Genomic DNA, 17112 nt, shown 5'->3' with positions numbered 1-17112 from the left:
GTCGGGCGCTCAGACCTGCGGGCTGGTCGCGAGGGCCGGCGTGGCCAGCCAGGTCAGGGTCTGCGGCAGGATCTCCACCGCCCCGAAGTGGGCGGCGCCGGGCTGCACCTGCACCTCGGCGCGCGGGATCCGCGAGGCGAGCCAGTGGGAGTGCTCCACCGGGGAGAAGCGGTCCTGCTCGCCGTGCCAGAGCCGGACCTCTGCGCGGATGGCGCCGAGGTCGAACCCCCAGCCGCGCCGGATCGCCAGCACGTCGTCGATCCACCCCTCGGGGCCGTGTCGCAGCGCCTCGGCGTACATGTCGGTCAGTAGCCGGCGGATCGCGACGTCGTCGACGACCCGGATGTCCTCGTCGGGCAACTGCGGGCGGAGGAAGTCAAGCAGCGTCATCGGGTCCCGTCGGGCCTCATCCGCGCGGACCTTCAGGTTGAGCGTCAGCTCGGCCAGGTCCTCGTCGGCCTGCCCGTAGTCCTCCACGTTCGTCTCGGCCATGCCGGCGTACCAGTCGAGGTCGGGTGCGCCGGCCGGGGCGAGCCCCACCAGCACGGCGGCCCGGGTGACCCGGTCCGGCAGCAGCGCGGCGCAGGCCAGGGCATGCGGCCCACCACCGGATCGGCCCACCACCGCGAACCGGTCGATGCCGAGGTCGTCGGCGATCGCCGCCACGTCGGCCGCGGCGTCGGCCACCCGCCGGCCCTCGTGCCGGTCGGAGTCGCCGTACCCGGGTCGGTCATAGCAGACGAGGTGCACGCCGAGGCGGTAGACGACGATGCCTCGGGGTCGGGGGCCGCTGCGGCTGCCCGGGGTGCCGTGCAGCAGGAAGACCGCGGGTCCGTCCGGCGAGCCCGAGGTCTCCACGGCGAGATGCCGTCCGTCCGGCGTCGTGACGGTGCGTTGTGTCGCATCTTGTCGCGTCACGGTTGGCCTCCCGCGGGTCGTCATGTGCTCCCCCGTGAACGGAGCCGCGCATCGTCGGCACCGAGTGCAAAGCCCCCGAAATCGCCCAGAACACATTCTTGTTGTGCAGCGTACTGCCCGTCGTGGATGCCCGCCATGGGCCGCCGGGTCAATGCCCGGTGAGTTGGGGCACCCGAATGGGCCGCTACCCTGGTAGCCCGAGGGGAAGGGGCACCAAGAGGGTGGCTAGGACCTACAACGTCGTGACGTACGGCTGCCAGATGAACGTGCACGATTCTGAGCGGATCTCCGGCCTGCTCGAACAGGCCGGCTATGTGCGCGCGGTGCCGACCGACGACACCCCGGACATTGTCGTATTCAACACCTGCGCCGTGCGGGAGAACGCGGACAACCGGCTCTACGGCAACCTCGGTCGTCTGCGCCCGGTGAAGGACAAGCACCCCGGGATGCAGATCGCGGTGGGCGGCTGCCTGGCCCAGAAGGACCGGGGCGAGATCGTCCGCAAGGCGCCCTGGGTGGACGTGGTCTTCGGCACCCACAACATCGGCGCGCTCCCGGTGCTGCTGGAGCGGGCCCGGCACAACGCCGCCGCCGAGGTGGAGATCCTGGAGTCCCTCGACGTCTTCCCCTCCACGCTGCCCACCCGCCGTGAGTCGACGTACGCCGGCTGGGTGTCGATCTCGGTGGGGTGCAACAACACCTGCACGTTCTGCATCGTGCCGGCGCTGCGCGGCAAGGAGAAGGACCGGCGCCCCGGCGACATCCTCTCCGAGGTGCGTGCCCTGGTCGACGAGGGTGTGCTGGAGGTGACCCTGCTCGGGCAGAACGTCAACTCCTACGGCGTGGAGTTCGGTGACCGCTACGCGTTCGGCAAGCTGCTGCGGGCCTGCGGCGACATCGACGGGTTGGAGCGGGTCCGGTTCACCAGCCCGCACCCGAAGGACTTCACCGACGACGTGATCGCCGCGATGGCCGAGACACCGAACGTCTGCCACTCGCTGCACATGCCGTTGCAGTCCGGCTCCGACGACGTCCTGAAGGCGATGCGCCGGTCCTACCGCTCCGAGCGTTACCTGGGGATCATCGAGAAGGTCCGGGCTGCGATGCCGGACGCGGCGATCACCACCGACATCATCGTCGGCTTCCCCGGTGAGACCGAGGCCGACTTCCAGCGCACCCTGGACGTGGTCCGCGAGGCCCGGTTCTCCTCGGCCTTCACCTTCCAGTACTCGAAGCGGCCCGGCACCCCCGCCGCGACCATGGACGATCAGCTGCCCAAGCAGGTCGTGCAGGAGCGCTACGAGCGGTTGGTCGCCTGCGTCGAGGAGATCAGCTGGGCGGAGAACAAGCGCCTCGTCGGGGAGACCGTCGAGGTGCTTGTCGCCCTCGGCGAGGGCCGTAAGGACGAGCGGACCGGCCGGATGTCCGGTCGGGCCCGCGACGGTCGGCTGGTGCACTTCGCGACCGAGACTCCCGGCGGGGAATCCCTCGCTGGCCAGATCCGGCCGGGGGACATCGTGCACACCACGATCACCTACGCCGCGCCGCACCACCTGAACGCCGACGGAGCGCCGCTGGCGCACCGGCGCACCCGGGCCGGCGACGCGGCCGAGGCGGGCCGCTCTCCGCGTACCCCTGGGGTGTTGCTCGGTCTGCCGACGATCGGCGCACCGCCGGTCGCGCCCGCGCCCACCGCTGGCTGCGCCACGCACTGACCGCACGGAAGGGCCCCTCGACGAGGGGCCCTTCCTCGGTCAGACGGTGATCCGGCCGGCGCCGGCACCCGCCGTCACGATGGACTTGACGTTGCTCGCGGTGTCCAGCTGGTACGAGTACGGGATGCTGGCCACGCTGCCGCCGGTCTGGCCGGTGGACGAGTTGACGAAGTGGTTGTTGCGGGCGACCAGGCTGCCGGGCCCGGAGTCGCCCTCACCCAGGTGGTACGGGTCGTCGACGTTCTCAAAGTAGTTGCCCTCGACGAGCACGCCGGCGTTCTCGGTCGATGCCACGCCGTAGCCGCCGTTGGCCCGGTAGTAGTTGTTGTACACGTGCACCGGGTTGCCGAAGCGCACCCGGGGGTTGCGCTGGTTGCTGCCGTCGAACCAGTTGTGGTGGTAGCTCACCCGCAGGTGACCGACGTCCTGGCTGGCGTTGTCGTCGCTGTGGCCGAGCAGCATGTTCTTGTCGTGGTTGAAGACCCGGTTCCACGAGACGGTGATGAAGTCCGAGCCGCGCTTGATGTCGACGGAGCCGTCGTACCCGTTGCTGAAGCTGTTGTGGTCGATCCAGATGTTGGTGGCCGACTCCTGCACGTTGATCGCGTCGTCGTTCCAGTCCCGGAAGTTCAGGTTCCGGATGATCACGTTGCGGTCACCGTTGATGTTGAGCCCGCAGCCGGCGATTGTCGCGCCGGAGTTGCCGAGGATGGTCTTGTTGGACCGGACCCGCAGCATGCCCGAGCATGAGATCGTTCCGGACACTCGGATCACCGCCGCGCCGGTCGCGTTCAACGCGCTGGTGAGTGCGGAGGCGTTGGTGACGGTGGTCGTCGCGGCGTTTCCGCCGCCGCTGGTGCCGCCGTTCTGGGTGGCCCATCCGACCAGGCCGGTCTGCGGCGGGTTGCTCGTCGGCGGCGGGGTCGTCGGTGGCGGGGTGGTCGGTGGCGGGGTGGTGGGCGGCGGCGTGGTCGGGGTGGTGCTGCCGGTGCAGGCGACGTTGTTCAGGGTGAAGCTGGCCGGGGCCGGGTTGCTGGAGTTGTTCCAGCTCGCGTTGAAGCCGAACGTGGTGCTGCCGTTGGTCGCCAGGTTGCCGTTGTAGTCGACGTTTGTCGCTGAGACCTGCCCGCCGCTCTGCGAGACGGTGGCCCCCCATGCCTGGCTGACCTGTTGGCCGGCCCCGTACGACCAGCGCAGCGTCCACCCGGAGACCGGGTCGCCGAGGTTGGTGACTGTGACGTTGCCGGTGAACCCGCCCGGCCACTGACTGGCGACCGAGTAGGCCACCTGGCACCCGGCGGCCGCCTGAGCGGAGCCGGACGTCAGCAGCCCGGCGGTGACGAGGGTGGCGGTGGCTGCGGCGGTGCTGGCGATCAGCGTCATTCGACGCCGTCCTGTGCGCATGCTGCTTCCTTTCGATCAGGCGGACGGAGGTGTCGCGACGCCCATGCCCGTGGGCGGCGAATCTCGGCCGGGACCAGTGGTCCTCGGGCCCGCCAGTGCAGGTTCGTGAAGGAAAGCGGCTCCCGCGCTTGCGCCTACCGACGGAGAGGCAAGCGCTTTCCCGATAAAAGCATAGAAGCCTATGGATGTAAATGCCCGGGACGGCCAATGCGTTGCGCACCGGCCGTCCCGGTAGTTCAGCAGCTGGCGCCGTTGAGTTTCACGGTGCCCGGCGCGCTGGCCGTGCCGTTGGCGGTGAAGCCCACGGTGACCGACCCACCCGCCGGCAGAGATGGGGCGTGGCTCGGAGCGGCGGCGGTGACCGTCGTGCCGGACTGCGTGACGGTCGCGTTCCAGCCACTGCCCAGCGTCACCCCAGACGGCCAGGCCCAGGTGACCGACCACGGGTTCACCGCGGCCGAGCCGGTGTTCTTCACGGTCAACTCACCCTGGAAACCGCCCTGCCAGGCGTTGACCTGCCGGTAGGTGGCCGTGCAGGCGCCGGTCGGCGGATCCGTCGGCCCACCCGTCGGCGGCCCGCTGGTGCCACCGCCGGACGGCGCGATCAGGTACGGCTGGAGGATCGCCTGCTTGGCGGTGTTGATGTTCGTCCAGTCGTCCAACGCGATACCGCCGGTGTCACCCGAGTTGGGGTTCCACGACCAGTAGGTGAAGGACATCCCGGTCACCCCGGTGCCGGTGTAGGCCATCAACCGCTCCAGCCACACCTTGTCCTTCGGGTCGGCCAGGGTGCTGCCGAACTCACCCATCATGATCGGCGCGATGTTCTGCTTGTAGAGGTAACCGAAGTACTTGTCCCAGATCGCCGGCATGTTCGCCGGGTAGTCCGGGGCGTCGAACCAGGTCTGCCGGTAGACCGAGGTGGCGTACTCGTGCGGCGAGTAGACCAACCGGTTCGCCACGTTCAGCCGGACCGGGAACTGACCCGCCTTCGACAGGTTGCCACCCCACCAACCGCAGTCCTCGTCGTTGCTCGGGTCGTTGTCCCACACGTTGGAGAGACCACCACTGGGGCAGCTCACCCCCTCCACGAAGATCAACCAGTTGGGCTGGACGCCGAGGATGGCGTTCCCGGCCCGCTCGGCGGCGAGCCGCCAGTCCCGAGTGGTGTCACCGCAGCCCCAACACGCGCCGGTGGCCGCCGGATTGGTGCCCTCCGCGTGCGGCTCGTTGTGCAGGTCGGCGCCGATCACGGTGGGGTTGCCCGCGTACCGCTGGGCGAGCATCTTCCAGTCGTTGATCCAGGTCGCCTCGGAGACCGTCGACGTGTACCAGAGTGGCGACTGCCCGGCCGCCGTCGGCCGGTGCCGATCCAGGATGATCCGCATGCCCTTGCTGCCGGCGTAGTCGATCACCTTGTCGAGGATCTGCAACGGCGACAGCCCCACCAGGTCCGGGTTGACGAAGTCGTTGATCCCGGTGGCGGTCGCACCCGCCTTCAGCGCGTCGTTCGAGTACGGCACCCGCAACGTGTTGTAACCCAACCGGGCCATCGTGTCGAGCTGCCCGCGCCACGGGTTGCTCGACCACAGCCCGTGGAAGGTCTTGTTGTCGGTCTCCATGCCGAACCAGTTGATGCCGGTCAACCGGACCGTGGCGCCGGTGCTGTCCACGATCTGGTTGCCGCTGGTGTGCAGATAACCGGTGCCGGTGCCAGCGGCCACGGCCGGGCTGGTATTGGTGGCGGCGGCGAGGAACACGCCGGCCGCGACGGTGGCGAGCGCGGTAAGCGCGCCGCCGAGAGCTTTGGGACGGAACATTCGAGCTCCACTTCGGAGGCTCGGCGTCATCGGTTGGCGACGCCGGCGGGCGGCCGTGGGCACGTCACGCTTCCCCAGGGGTACGCGGACAGTGCGCGACGGCCCATGTCACGCGGACGTGGACACTCGCGGAAGCTCACCGACAACCCTCGACGGCGGTTGCTCCGCCTTCGTCGCCCTCGTGCCGGTGGCCCTACCTGACTCCGTCGCTCATTCTGATCAGGCCACGTCGATGCGTCAACCCGGCCCCGCCCCCGCCGCCCCGCCGCCGGGCCCACTCGCGTGATCGCGCTCGAACATGGATGTAGTGGCATCCCGGCGCGTCGTGGCCACTACATCCTGGATCGAGCGTGACCTTGACGGCTGTAGGGCCGGACACGTGGGAGCCCCCGGTCCCGGGTGGGACCGAGGGCTCCGGACGGTGTCAGATCAGCCGGCCTGCTCGGCGAGCTGGAGGAACTGCCGCTTGGAGGCGAGGGCCTGCTCGGCCTCCTTGACCCGGCGTGCGTCCCCGGCGCTCTGCGCCCGGGCCAGCCGGTCCTCGGCCTCCGCCACCTGTGCCCGCATCTGGGCGAGCAGCGGGTTGTCCTCCTTGGTGGTGCGGCGCCACGCCGAGTCCATCACCTCACGGACCTTGTCGTCGATGACGCGCAGGCGGCGCTCCAGCCCGGCGGCTGCCTCGCGGGGCACCCGGCCGGCCTCGTGCCACTGCGCCTGGATGTCCCGCAGCTTGGCCTGGGCGCCCTTCGGGTCGGCGTCGATGTCCAACGCCTCGGCCTCGGCGATCAGGGCCTGCTTGCGCTCCAGGTTGCCGCGCTGCTCGTTGTCCCGGGCGGAGAAGACCTCGCTGCGTCGGCTGAAGAAGGCGTCCTGCGCACCCCGGAACCGTTCCCAGAGCTTCTGCTCGGCCTCCTTGGAGGCGCGCGGAGCGGCCTTCCACTGGGTCATCAGGTCCTTGAGCTGGTTGGCGGTGGCCGCCCAGTCGGTGGATTCCTGAAGCTTCTCCGCTTCGGCGACCAGCTCCTCCTTGGCGGTCTGCGCCTGCTTGCGCTGCGAGTCCAGGGAGGCGAAGTGGGCGCCGCGGCGGCGGGTGAACCCGTCCCGGGCGGCGGCGAACCGCTTCCACAGCTCACCGTCGGCCTTCTTGTCGACCCCACGAATGGTCTTCCACTCGTCGAGGATCTCCTTGAGCCGGTCCCCGGCGGTCTTCCAGCCGGTGGATTCGGCGGCGAGCTTCTCGGCCTCCTCGACCAGCGCGGTCTTGCGGGCCAGGGCTTCGCCGCGAGCGGCGTCCCGGGCGGCGCGTGCTTCGCCGGCCTTCTCTTCGGCGAGGGTCGCCAGCTTGTCCAGGCGGGTGGCCAGCGCGTCGATGTCGCCGACCACGTTGGCCTCGGGCAGCGTGGTGCGGATCCGCCGGATCGTGCTCAACGAGTGTCCGGCATCCGCCGCACCCGACTTGAGTCGCGCTTCGGTCAGGTCCACCTCGGTCACCAGGTCGGCGAAGCGGCGTGCGAAGTGTGCCAGGCCCTCCTCCGGCGCTCCCGCCTGCCAGGATCCGACCACCCGCTCGCCCTCGGTGGTCTTGACGTAAACGGTGCCGTCCGCGTCCACCCGTCCGAAGGCAGTCCAGTCGCTCATGTGCCCATCCTCGTTCTCCCGGCGTCGAGGGATCGATCCCCCGTCGCCGCCACGGCGCAGCTAAGTTGCTTCCGGCATTGTCACAGGTCCGACCCGGTCCGCGTCGAGCGCCTATCGCCGACCGTGACCATACGGTGTCCTAGGGGCCGAATGACCGGATCGGCTCGGAGACGCACCGGGGATTCCCGCTACGGTGAACGGGTGCCACTGGTCGCTGCTTCCGTCTGCCCGCATCCGCCCCTGCTCGTGCCCGAGGTGGCCGGCTCCGCGGCCCCGGAGCTGGACGAGCTACGGGCGGCCTGTGACACCTCCGTACGCCGGCTGCTGGCCGCCGAACCGGACATTGTGGTGCTGCTGGGCACCGGCCCGGTGACCGGCCCGATCAGCACCCCGGCGACCGGTTCCCTCCAGCCGTGGGGTGTCGACCTGGACGTGCCGCTGGTCCCCGGCCAACCGGACCGGGGCGCTGTGCTGCCGCTGAGCCTGACCATCGGCGCGTGGTTGCTGGCCCGGCACGAGACGATTGCGCCGGTGTCGGCCGTGCAGGTGGCAGCCGACGCCGGCCCGGCCGAGTTGGCCGCGCTCGCGGACGGGGTCGACGCCGCGGGTGACCGGGTGGCGCTGCTGGTGCTCGGGGACGGGTCGGCCTGCCGGGGTGAGAAAGCTCCCGGGTACGACGACGCGCGCGCTCTGCCGTACGACCAGCGGGTTGCCGCGGCGCTTGCCGACGCGGACCTGGACGTCCTGCTCGACCTCGACCCGGTGGTGTCGGCGGAGCTGAAGGCCGCCGGTCGCGCCTCCTGGCAGGTGCTCGCCGGCGCGGCCCGGGCGGCCGGCGGAGGGTGGCGCGGCGAGCTGTTGCACGACACCGCCCCCTACGGTGTGGCCTACTTCGTGGCGTCCTGGGAGCGGGTGTGACAAGCGACGGAGCCGGCACGGTCGTCGCGGTGGTCGGCCCGACCGCGGCCGGTAAGTCGGCGCTGAGCATCGCGTTGGCGCACGCTCTCGACGGGGAGGTGGTCAACGCCGACTCGATGCAGCTCTACCGGGGCATGGACATCGGCACCGCCAAGCTGACCCTCGCCGAGCGGGACGGGGTGCCCCACCACCTGCTGGACATCTGGGAGGTCACCGAGCCGGCGAGCGTCGCGGAGTACCAGCGGCTGGCCCGCGCGGCGGTCGACGACATCCTGTCCCGGGGGCGGGTGCCGCTGCTGGTCGGTGGGTCCGGGCTGTATGTGCGGGCGGTGCTGGAGCACTTCGAGTTCCCCGGCACCGACGCGGCGTTGCGGGAGCGGCTGGAACAGGAGTTGGCCGAGGTCGGCCCGGCCCCGCTGTACGCGCGGCTGCGCGCCGCCGACCCGGTCGCCGCCGAGAGCATCCTGCCCGGCAACGGTCGACGGATCGTGCGGGCCTTGGAGGTGATCGAGCTCACTGGCGCGCCGTTCGCCGCCTCGCTGCCGCAGCCCACGCCGTACTACCCGTCGGTGCAGCTCGGCGTCGACCTGGACACCGGCCTGCTGGACGAGCGGATCGCGCTGCGGGTGGACCGGATGTGGGCCGACGGCCTGGTGCCGGAGACCCGCAAGTTGGTCGCACACGGGCTGCCCGAGGGGCGTACGGCGAGTCGGGCGCTGGGCTACCAGCAGGTGTTGCGCATGCTCGCCGGTGAGTTGACCGAGCCGCAGGCGCACGACGAGACGGTCCGGGCCACCCGGCGCTTCGTGCGCCGGCAGCGGTCCTGGTTCCGCCGCGACCCCCGGATCCACTGGCTGGACTCGGCGACCCCGGACCTGATCGGGGCCGCCCTGCGTCTGGTGCCGGCCGAGACGCGATAATGGGGCGGTGGAGTTCACCAAGGGCCACGGCACCGGCAACGACTTCGTCCTCCTTCCCGACCCGGACGGTCAGCTCGACTTGACCCCGGAGCTGGTCGCGGCGCTCTGCGACAGACGTCGGGGCATCGGCGCGGACGGCGTGCTGCGGGTGGTCCGCGCGGCCAAGCATCCGGACGGCGCCGGGCTGGCCGGCGAGGCCGAGTGGTTCATGGACTACTGGAACTCCGACGGCTCGTTCGCCGAGATGTGCGGCAACGGCGCCCGGGTCTTCGTGCGCTACCTGCTCGACACCGGGTTGGCCACGCCGGCCGGCGCGGCGCTGCCGGTGGCCACCCGGGCCGGCGTCGTGCGCGCGCTGGTCGAGGGCGACGCCGTGTCCGTCGAGATGCGCCGACCTCAGGTGTACGACAACTCGGCCGCCACCCTCGGCGAGCTGACCCTGACCGGTGCGGTGGTGGACATCGGCAACCCGCACCTGGTGTGCGTCCTACCGGCCGGCGTGGAGCTGTCGGCGCTGGACCTGACCGTCGCGCCCGGGTTCGACCCGACGGTCTTTCCGAGCGGGGTGAACGTGGAGTTCATCGTGGCCGGCGACCCGGTCGACGGCACCGACGTGCACAGCCTGATGCGGGTCTACGAGCGCGGCAGCGCCGAGACCCTGTCCTGCGGCACCGGTGCCTGTGCGGTGGGTGCGGTGGCCCTGCGCGACGCCGGACGGGACACCGGAGTGGTCGCCGTCGACGTCCCCGGCGGCCGCCTGACGGTCACGGTCACCGAGACCTCCTGCTGGCTCTCCGGCCCCGCCGTCCTAGTAGCAACCGGCGAGGTCGACCTCTCCACCCTGCACCCCTAAGCCCTCACCATGTTGATCAAGAGGTTTGCGTCAGGATTCGTGCTGCTCCTGACGCAAACCTCTTGATCAACGGGGTCAGGTGGGCGGGGCGGGCCGGGGGGGGGGTTACGGGGTGGCGCTGGCGTTTGCCGCGATCTCCGGGAGGTCTGCCGGGCCGGGGTCGGCGGCCGGCAGCGGGCTCGGGTTGTGCGCGGCGGCGCGGACGGCGGCGGCGACCGCCGGGGCGACCCGGGAGTCGAAGACGCTCGGCACGATCACCGTCGGGTTGATCTTTTCCTCGCCGACCACGTCCGCGATGGCCCGAGCCGCCGCGAGGGCCATCTCCTCGGTGAACTCCTCCGCGTGCGCGTCCAGCATGCCGCGGAACACCCCGGGGAACGCCAGCACGTTGTTGATCTGGTTCGGCTGGTCCGAGCGGCCGGTGGCGACCACGGCGGCGTACTTGCGCGCCTCCCGCGGGTCGACCTCCGGGTCCGGGTTGGCGAGCGCGAAGACAATCGAGTCCTTGGCCATCTGCGCGATGTCCTCGCCGGTGAGCAGGTTCGGCGCGCTGACCCCGATGAACACGTCGGCGCCCCGGATCGCGCCGGGCAGGTCGCCTGCGTAGTTCTCCTTGTTGGTGTTCTCCGCCAGCCACTGCCACGCCGAGTTGAGCCCGGTCAGCCCACGGTGCAGGGCGCCCTGCCGGTCGTACGCGATGATGTCGCCGACGCCCTGGCGCAGCAGCAGCTTCATGATCGCGGTACCGGCCGCGCCGGCGCCGGAGACGACCACCCGGACGTCCTCGAGCCGCTTGCCCACCACCCGCAGCGCGTTGGTCAGCGCGGCCAGCACGCAGATCGCGGTGCCGTGCTGATCGTCGTGGAAGACCGGGATGTCCAGCGCCTCGCGCAGCCGGGCCTCGATCTCGAAGCAGCGCGGCGCGGCGATGTCCTCCAGGTTGATGCCGCCGTACGCCGGTGCGATCGCCTTGACGATCTGCACGATCTCGTCGGTGTCCTGGGTGTCCAGCACCACCGGCCAGGCGTCGACCCCGCCGAAGCGCTTGAACAGCGCCGCCTTGCCCTCCATCACCGGCAGCGACGCGGCGGGGCCGAGGTTGCCCAGGCCGAGCACCGCTGAGCCGTCGCTGACCACCGCGACGGTGTTGCGCTTGATGGTCAGTCGCCGGGCGTCCGCCGGGTTCTCCGCGATCGCCATGCAGACCCGGGCCACCCCCGGGGTGTACGCGCGGGACAGCTCGTCGCGGTTGCGCAGCGCGACCTTCGAGGTCACCTCGATCTTGCCGCCCAGGTGCAGGAGGAACGTCCGGTCCGAGACCTTGCGCACGTCCACGCCGTCCAGCGCGGTCAACGCCTCGACCACCTGGTCGGCGTGACCGGCGTCGGCGGTGTCACAGGTCAGGTCGACGATCACGTGGGTCGGGTCCGAGTCCACCACGTCCAGCGCCGTGACGATCGCCCCGGCCTCACCGACGGAGGTGGTGAGCCGGCCGATCGAGGAGGCGTCCGCGGTCACGGCGATCCGGATGGTGATCGAAAATCCGGCGCTCGGCAGTCGGGTGATGGCCACGGGATCCCTCCGTAACGGCTGTGCGGCCGATCGGCCGCCGCCCGCATTTCTACCGGGTTGTCGCGACCGGCCAGCATTCGCCCCCGCTTTTGGCGACCTTCACCATGGGCATATAGCAGGTGCGTTCGGCGTTGCGTCATGTCAGGATTACGTTCTACTTATCAAATCGGACAGGAGAACCGCTTGCGAGACCAGGAGAGCTTTGTCCCCGTCGAGGACGAGCTCGACGACGTCACCACCGGCGAGATGGAGCTGTCGGAGCGGCAGTCCCTCCGACGCGTCCCGGGCCTGTCAACCGAGCTCACCGACGTCACCGAGGTGGAATACCGCCAGCTGCGGCTGGAGCGGGTCGTCCTGGTGGGCGTCTGGACCGAGGGCACGGTGACCGACGCGGAAAACTCGCTGACCGAGCTTGCCGCGCTGGCCGAGACCGCCGGCTCCCAGGTGCTCGAAGGGCTCATTCAACGCCGTACCCGACCCGACCCGGCCACCTACATCGGCCGCGGCAAGGTCGACGATCTCGGCGCGGTGGTGCTCTCCACCGGCGCCGACACGGTCATCTGCGACGGTGAGCTGTCCCCGTCGCAGCTGCGCAACCTGGAGCAGCGCACCAAGGTCAAGGTCGTCGACCGCACGGCGCTGATCCTCGACATCTTCGCCCAGCACGCCAAGAGCAGGGAAGGTAAGGCGCAGGTCGAGCTGGCCCAGCTCCAATATCTGCTGCCGAGGCTTCGCGGTTGGGGCGAGACGCTGTCCCGGCAGAGCGGCGGTAGCGGTCGCGGCGGTGGCGCCGGTGGCGGCGTGGGCACACGTGGTCCCGGTGAGACCAAGCTGGAGACCGACAAGCGGCGCATTCGTCACCGCATCTCCCGACTCCGTCGCGAGATCAAGAGCATGAAGACGGTACGCGTGACCAAGCGCTCCCGGCGCTCCCGCAACGCCGTCCCCGCGGTCGCCATCGCCGGCTACACCAACGCCGGCAAGTCCAGCCTGCTCAACCGCCTGACCGGCGCGGGCGTGCTGGTGGAGAACGCGCTGTTCGCCACACTGGACCCGACGACCCGCAAGGCCACCACGTCGGACGGGCGGCTCTACACCCTCTCCGACACGGTCGGCTTCGTCCGGCACCTGCCGCACCAGATCGTCGAGGCGTTCCGCTCGACGCTTGAGGAGGTCGCGGAGGCGGATCTGGTGGTGCACGTCGTCGACGGCACCCACCCGGATCCGGAGGAGCAGGTCCGGGCGGTGCACGAGGTGCTCGCCGAGGTGAGCGCGGATCGGCTCCCCGAGCTGTTGGTGATCAACAAGACCGACGCGGCCGACGAGGACACGCTGCTGCGACTCAAGCGGCTCTGGCCGGACGCGATCTTCGTGTCCGCGCACTCCGGGCGGGGCATCGACGGGTTGCGCGCGGCGATCGAGGAGCGACTGCCGCGCCCGGCCGTGGAGGTCCGGGCCGTGCTGCCGTACGACCGGGGCGACCTGGTGGCTCGGGTGCACCGTACGGGTGAGGTGCTCAGCACGTCGCACCTGCCGGAGGGCACCCTGATGCACGTCCGCGTCGGTGCGGAGTTGGCCGCGGAGCTGGCGGCGTTCGACGTCGAGCGCCAGGGGCAGGCGGCGGCCGGCAGCCGGTCCTGAGCGGCCACGGCGTCATCCACAGGAAACGTGCGGCATGCGACACTGGCCGAATGCGCCGCGCTGTTTCCTCGGTCACGGTTGCCCTCGGCCTGCTCGGGGCAACCGTGGCGTTCGCCGGAGTCGCTGCGGCGGCTCCCGCCCCCGGGTCGTCCGGGCCGCCCGCCGCCAATCCCGGTCAGAAGCGGTGCACGATCACCGATGAGCGCCTACGGGAGCTGTCCGGGCTGGTCGCCACCAAGAGCGGCTTCATCGTCATCAACGACGGCACCGAGATCGCGGAGCGCAAGCGGGTCTTCTTCCTGGACAGCAAGTGCAAGATCTCGAAGGAGCCGGTCCGCTACTCGGGGCAGGGCCCGTTCGACACCGAGGACCTCGCTCTTTCCAAGGACGGCAAGACCCTCTGGATCGCCGACATCGGTGACAACGCCGACTCGAAGGAACGCCGCACCCGCGTCGCGCTCTGGTCGATGCCGGTCACCGGCGCCAAGTCGCCGACGCTGCACCGGCTCGCCTACCCCGAGGCCAAACCGCACGACGCCGAGGCGCTGCTCATCGGCGACGACGGAAAACCGCTGATCATCACCAAGGTGACAAGCGGCAAGGCCGGGATCTACACCCCGTCGGCGGCGCTGAAGAGTGGCGACACCGACCCGGTGCCGATGCGGAAGGCCGGCGAGATCGCCTTGCCGAAGACGCAGACGGAGAACACGCTCAACACGTTCGGCCGGGTCGCCATCACTGGCGCGTCCCGGTCACCGGACGGCTCCCGGGTGGTCCTGCGCACCTACGCGGATGCCTTCGAGTTCGACGTGACCGGTGGTGACATCCTGGGCGCGCTCACCACCGGCAAGCCGCGGGTGACGCCGTTGGCCGACCCGTTCGGTGAGGCGATCAGCTACAGCCCGGACGGGAAGTCCTTCCTCACCGTCTCCGACGCGGGTCGGTTCACCGACGACGAGCCGCTCGACATCCTCAGTTACACGCCGTCCAGCTCTACCGCCGTGCCACTGGGTCCGGAGGATGACGGAAAGCCGGCCGCCGCCAAGTCCTCCTGGACTGCCGGGCTCGGCCTTGACGACATCACGTACCTGGTCGGGGCGGTCGGGCTGATCGGCCTGCTGTTGGTCGCGGCCGGCATCTTCGGCATCGTTCAAGCCCGCCGTCGGCCGCCGACCGACGACGCGTCCGACACATCGGGCCCGGAGGGCGAGACGTTCGGCCCGCGCGGCCGAGCCGGCGACGGCTCGCCGGCCGGTGGTGACCGGAGGGCTGGTGTCTACGGGGGCGGCGCGCCGGCTGGCGGGGCGGTCTACGGCGGCGGTGCGGCTCGCGGCGGCCCGGCCCCGGCGGGTGGCGCCGTGTACGGCGGTGGCGGCCGACCGGTGGCGGCAGATGGTGGTTACGGTGCGCCACGGCCGGACGGCGGTGGCGCAGGTGTGTATGGCGGCGGCAGCCGTCCCCCGGCGGGTGGTGGTCGTCCCCCGGCGGGTGGCGGTCGTCCGCAGGGTGGTGGCGGTCGTCCCCCGGTCAGTGGCGGCGGTCGTCCGCAGGGCGCTGGCGGTCGTCCGCAAGGTGGTGGCGGTCGTCCGCAGGCTGGTGGTGGTCGTCCGCAGGCTGGTGGTGGTCGTCCGCAGGGCGGCGGCGTGTACGGCGGCGACGGCGGTCAACCCGGCACCGGTCGAGCGGAACCGCCCCGGCGTGGTGGGCCGGAGCCCGACTACCGGGGCCAGCGGCCTGGCCGCCGACGCGACGACGACGCGCCCGGCGACCCGTATCCCGGGGGCGGTCGCGGTCACCGGGGCGACCGCTACTGAGCGGCGCTGAGCTGCTCTCCCGCCCCTGACCAGCGGAACGGGTGAGCACCCAGGGCACCCACCCGCCGACCGGTCAGATCCGGCGTAGCACCGCCACGACCCGGCCCATGATGGTGGCGTCGTCACCGGGGATCGGGTCGAAGGCAGGGTTCTGTGGCATCAGCCAGACGTGCCCGTCGCGCCGCCGGTAGGTCTTGACGGTCGCCTCGCCGTCGAGCATGGCGGCCACGATCTCGCCCGAGTCGGCGGTCGGCTGCTGCCGGACGACCACCCAGTCGCCGTCACAGATCGCCGCGTCGAGCATCGAGTCGCCCTTGACCTGGAGCATGAAGACCTCGCCCTCACCCACCAGCTCGCGGGGGAGTGGGAAGATGTCCTCCACAGCCTGCTCGGCGAGGATCGGGCCACCGGCGGCGATGCGGCCGAGCATCGGCACGTACGCCGGGGTCGGCCGCTGAGCCCTCGACAGCTCGTCGTCGATCGCCTCGCTGGGGGCACGGACGTCCACCGCGCGCGGCCGGTTCGGGTCGCGGCGCAGGAAGCCCTTCTTCTCCAGCTCCTTGAGCTGGTAGGCGACGCTGGACGGCGACACCAGGCCGACCGCCTCGCCGATCTCCCGGACGCTCGGCGGGTAGCCGTGTCGCTCCACCCAGTTGCGGATGAATTCCAGGATGCGGCGCTGGCGGGCGGTCAGGTCGACCGTCGCCGGGTCGGGGAAGGCGCTGACCACCGGGGTGACCGGGCGCACGGCGGGCTGACCCGTCCGGCTGCGCGCGGCGCTGCGGCGTCGGGTGGCCGGCGGGCCCGCCTCGGTGATCTGCTGCGGGCTCTTCGGCCGGCTGGCCCGGTCCTCGGTCACGTCCGTCCTCCCTGGTCGGCGCTGGGTGCCTCGTCGGCTCGTGGTGCGTGCGGTTGGTGCCACGATGTTCATGACCGTATAGGTGAGATCGGTCATTTTCAAACATCTGTACGACCTCTCACCGGCGTGTCGGGGTGAAAAAGCACTCCGGTCGTACGGATGTTCTGATAAATGGTACGTCAGGTAGCACTGGTGTTCGATCATCGCCTGTTTTCCGGCCCACTCCGGCCTGCTGGCCGATAACCCCGGCGGGGTCGTGGCGTTGGGTCTTCGGGCGCGGTGCGGGGCGTGGCTGGCCGGATGGTCCGTGACGCGCCGAACGCGCCAGTCAACTTGACCCGGCTTCCTCGGCGACATACGGTCGACCCCTAGATGTAGTAGTTACACGGGCGCAAGTTGCCTACAGGTTGGGTCTGACTACCGACCGCACTCTCGTAACCTTCGTCACGGCGGGCGCCATGAACGCATGGCACCGCCGTGATGAGCCGTGCCCGGGTGCGTCCGGTTCGACGTGGTTGATCATGATTGGGAGGTACGCCATGCGGTGTCCGTACTGCCGGCACGCTGACTCCCGGGTGGTCGACTCGCGGGAGGCCGACGACGGCCAGCTCATTCGACGGCGGCGGTCCTGCCCGGAGTGCGGCAAGCGGTTCACTACCGTCGAGGAGGCGGTCCTCGCGGTCGTCAAACGCAGCGGGGTGACCGAGCCGTTCAGTCGCACGAAGATCATCGGCGGGGTGCGTAAGGCGTGCCAGGGCCGGCCGGTGGACGACGACTCACTCGCGCTGCTCGCGCAGCGGGTGGAGGAGACGGTCCGGGCCAAGGGGGCCGCCGAGATTCCCAGCCATGACGTGGGCCTGGCGATCCTGGGTCCGCTGCGCGACCTGGACGAGATCGCCTACCTGCGGTTCGCCAGCGTCTATCGCTCGTTCGACTCGCTCGCCGACTTCGAGCGCGAGATCGAGACGTTGCGGGCCGCGGCGCGGGCCCGGGCCGATGCGGCCGAGGCCGCCGGCCGTACCAGCTGAGTCTTCACAGTT

General features: G+C 70.7%; 13 protein-coding genes. 7 read left to right on the top strand and 6 right to left on the bottom strand.

The features are described 5' to 3' along the window. Window positions 1-9 precede the first annotated feature (9 nt). Complete coding sequence (locus IF46_RS0117380) at window positions 10-918, bottom strand: alpha/beta fold hydrolase (protein ID WP_051723978.1); 909 nt, start codon at window positions 916-918, stop codon at window positions 10-12. 176 nt (window positions 919-1094) lie between these two features. Between IF46_RS0117380 and miaB the strand changes: the two genes are divergently transcribed. Continuing rightward, window positions 1095-2633, top strand: coding sequence for a tRNA (N6-isopentenyl adenosine(37)-C2)-methylthiotransferase MiaB (miaB, locus tag IF46_RS0117375; protein ID WP_051723977.1), 1539 nt, complete (start codon window positions 1095-1097; stop codon window positions 2631-2633). A 39-nt stretch (window positions 2634-2672) separates the two neighbouring features. Here the strand turns inward: miaB and IF46_RS0117370 are convergent, their stop codons facing one another. From IF46_RS0117370 to IF46_RS0117360, 3 genes are all read right to left on the bottom strand, one after another. Next, window positions 2673-4037, bottom strand: a complete 1365-nt coding sequence (locus IF46_RS0117370; RefSeq protein ID WP_030489404.1) for a cellulose binding domain-containing protein — start codon at window positions 4035-4037, stop codon at window positions 2673-2675. Window positions 4038-4273: 236 nt separating this feature from the next. Beyond that, window positions 4274-5857 (bottom strand): cellulase family glycosylhydrolase, encoded by a 1584-nt coding sequence (locus IF46_RS0117365; RefSeq protein WP_030489403.1) that lies wholly within the window; start codon window positions 5855-5857, stop codon window positions 4274-4276. 429 nt (window positions 5858-6286) lie between these two features. Continuing rightward, the gene (locus tag IF46_RS0117360; protein WP_030489402.1) at window positions 6287-7495 is read right to left on the bottom strand and encodes a DUF349 domain-containing protein; all 1209 of its coding nucleotides are present in this window, start codon (window positions 7493-7495) and stop codon (window positions 6287-6289) included. Window positions 7496-7696: 201 nt separating this feature from the next. On the opposite strand from IF46_RS0117360, the gene IF46_RS0117355 reads away from it, so the two are divergent. The 3 genes from IF46_RS0117355 to dapF are packed head-to-tail and all read left to right on the top strand — an operon-like array spanning window position 7697 to window position 10186. After that, on the top strand, window positions 7697-8413 hold the full coding sequence (locus IF46_RS0117355) for a hypothetical protein (protein WP_030489401.1): 717 nt from the start codon (window positions 7697-7699) through the stop codon (window positions 8411-8413). Continuing rightward, window positions 8398-9333 (top strand): tRNA (adenosine(37)-N6)-dimethylallyltransferase MiaA, encoded by a 936-nt coding sequence (gene miaA, locus IF46_RS0117350; RefSeq protein ID WP_232234075.1) that lies wholly within the window; start codon window positions 8398-8400, stop codon window positions 9331-9333. Before IF46_RS0117355 ends, miaA begins: the two co-directional genes overlap by 16 nt. A gap of 7 nt (window positions 9334-9340) precedes the next feature. Further along, window positions 9341-10186, top strand: coding sequence for a diaminopimelate epimerase (gene dapF, locus IF46_RS0117345; protein ID WP_030489399.1), 846 nt, complete (start codon window positions 9341-9343; stop codon window positions 10184-10186). A gap of 105 nt (window positions 10187-10291) precedes the next feature. Here dapF and IF46_RS0117340 read toward each other — a convergent pair whose 3' ends face one another. Beyond that, window positions 10292-11758, bottom strand: a complete 1467-nt coding sequence (locus IF46_RS0117340; protein WP_030489398.1) for an NAD-dependent malic enzyme — start codon at window positions 11756-11758, stop codon at window positions 10292-10294. 183 nt (window positions 11759-11941) lie between these two features. Between IF46_RS0117340 and hflX the strand changes: the two genes are divergently transcribed. Both hflX and IF46_RS0117330 read left to right on the top strand, forming a co-directional pair. Then, a complete protein-coding gene (gene hflX, locus IF46_RS0117335) occupies window positions 11942-13399 on the top strand; it encodes a GTPase HflX (RefSeq protein ID WP_036392390.1) in 1458 nt (485 codons plus the stop codon). 50 nt (window positions 13400-13449) lie between these two features. Beyond that, entirely contained in the window at window positions 13450-15213 is a 1764-nt protein-coding gene (locus IF46_RS0117330; protein ID WP_030489396.1) for a hypothetical protein, read from the top strand. Between the two features lie 73 nt (window positions 15214-15286). Here the strand turns inward: IF46_RS0117330 and lexA are convergent, their stop codons facing one another. Then, complete coding sequence (gene lexA, locus IF46_RS0117325; protein ID WP_030489395.1) at window positions 15287-16072, bottom strand: transcriptional repressor LexA; 786 nt, start codon at window positions 16070-16072, stop codon at window positions 15287-15289. A 539-nt stretch (window positions 16073-16611) separates the two neighbouring features. On the opposite strand from lexA, the gene nrdR reads away from it, so the two are divergent. Then, complete coding sequence (gene nrdR, locus IF46_RS0117320) at window positions 16612-17100, top strand: transcriptional regulator NrdR (protein ID WP_030489394.1); 489 nt, start codon at window positions 16612-16614, stop codon at window positions 17098-17100. Window positions 17101-17112: the final 12 nt, after the last annotated feature.

The sequence above is a fragment of the Micromonospora chokoriensis genome (assembly GCF_000718555.1).
In the GTDB taxonomy this organism is placed as follows: domain Bacteria; phylum Actinomycetota; class Actinomycetes; order Mycobacteriales; family Micromonosporaceae; genus Micromonospora; species Micromonospora chokoriensis_B.
The sequence above is the reverse complement of the archived record's forward strand: the minus strand, read 5'-3'. Positions and strand labels throughout refer to the sequence as shown.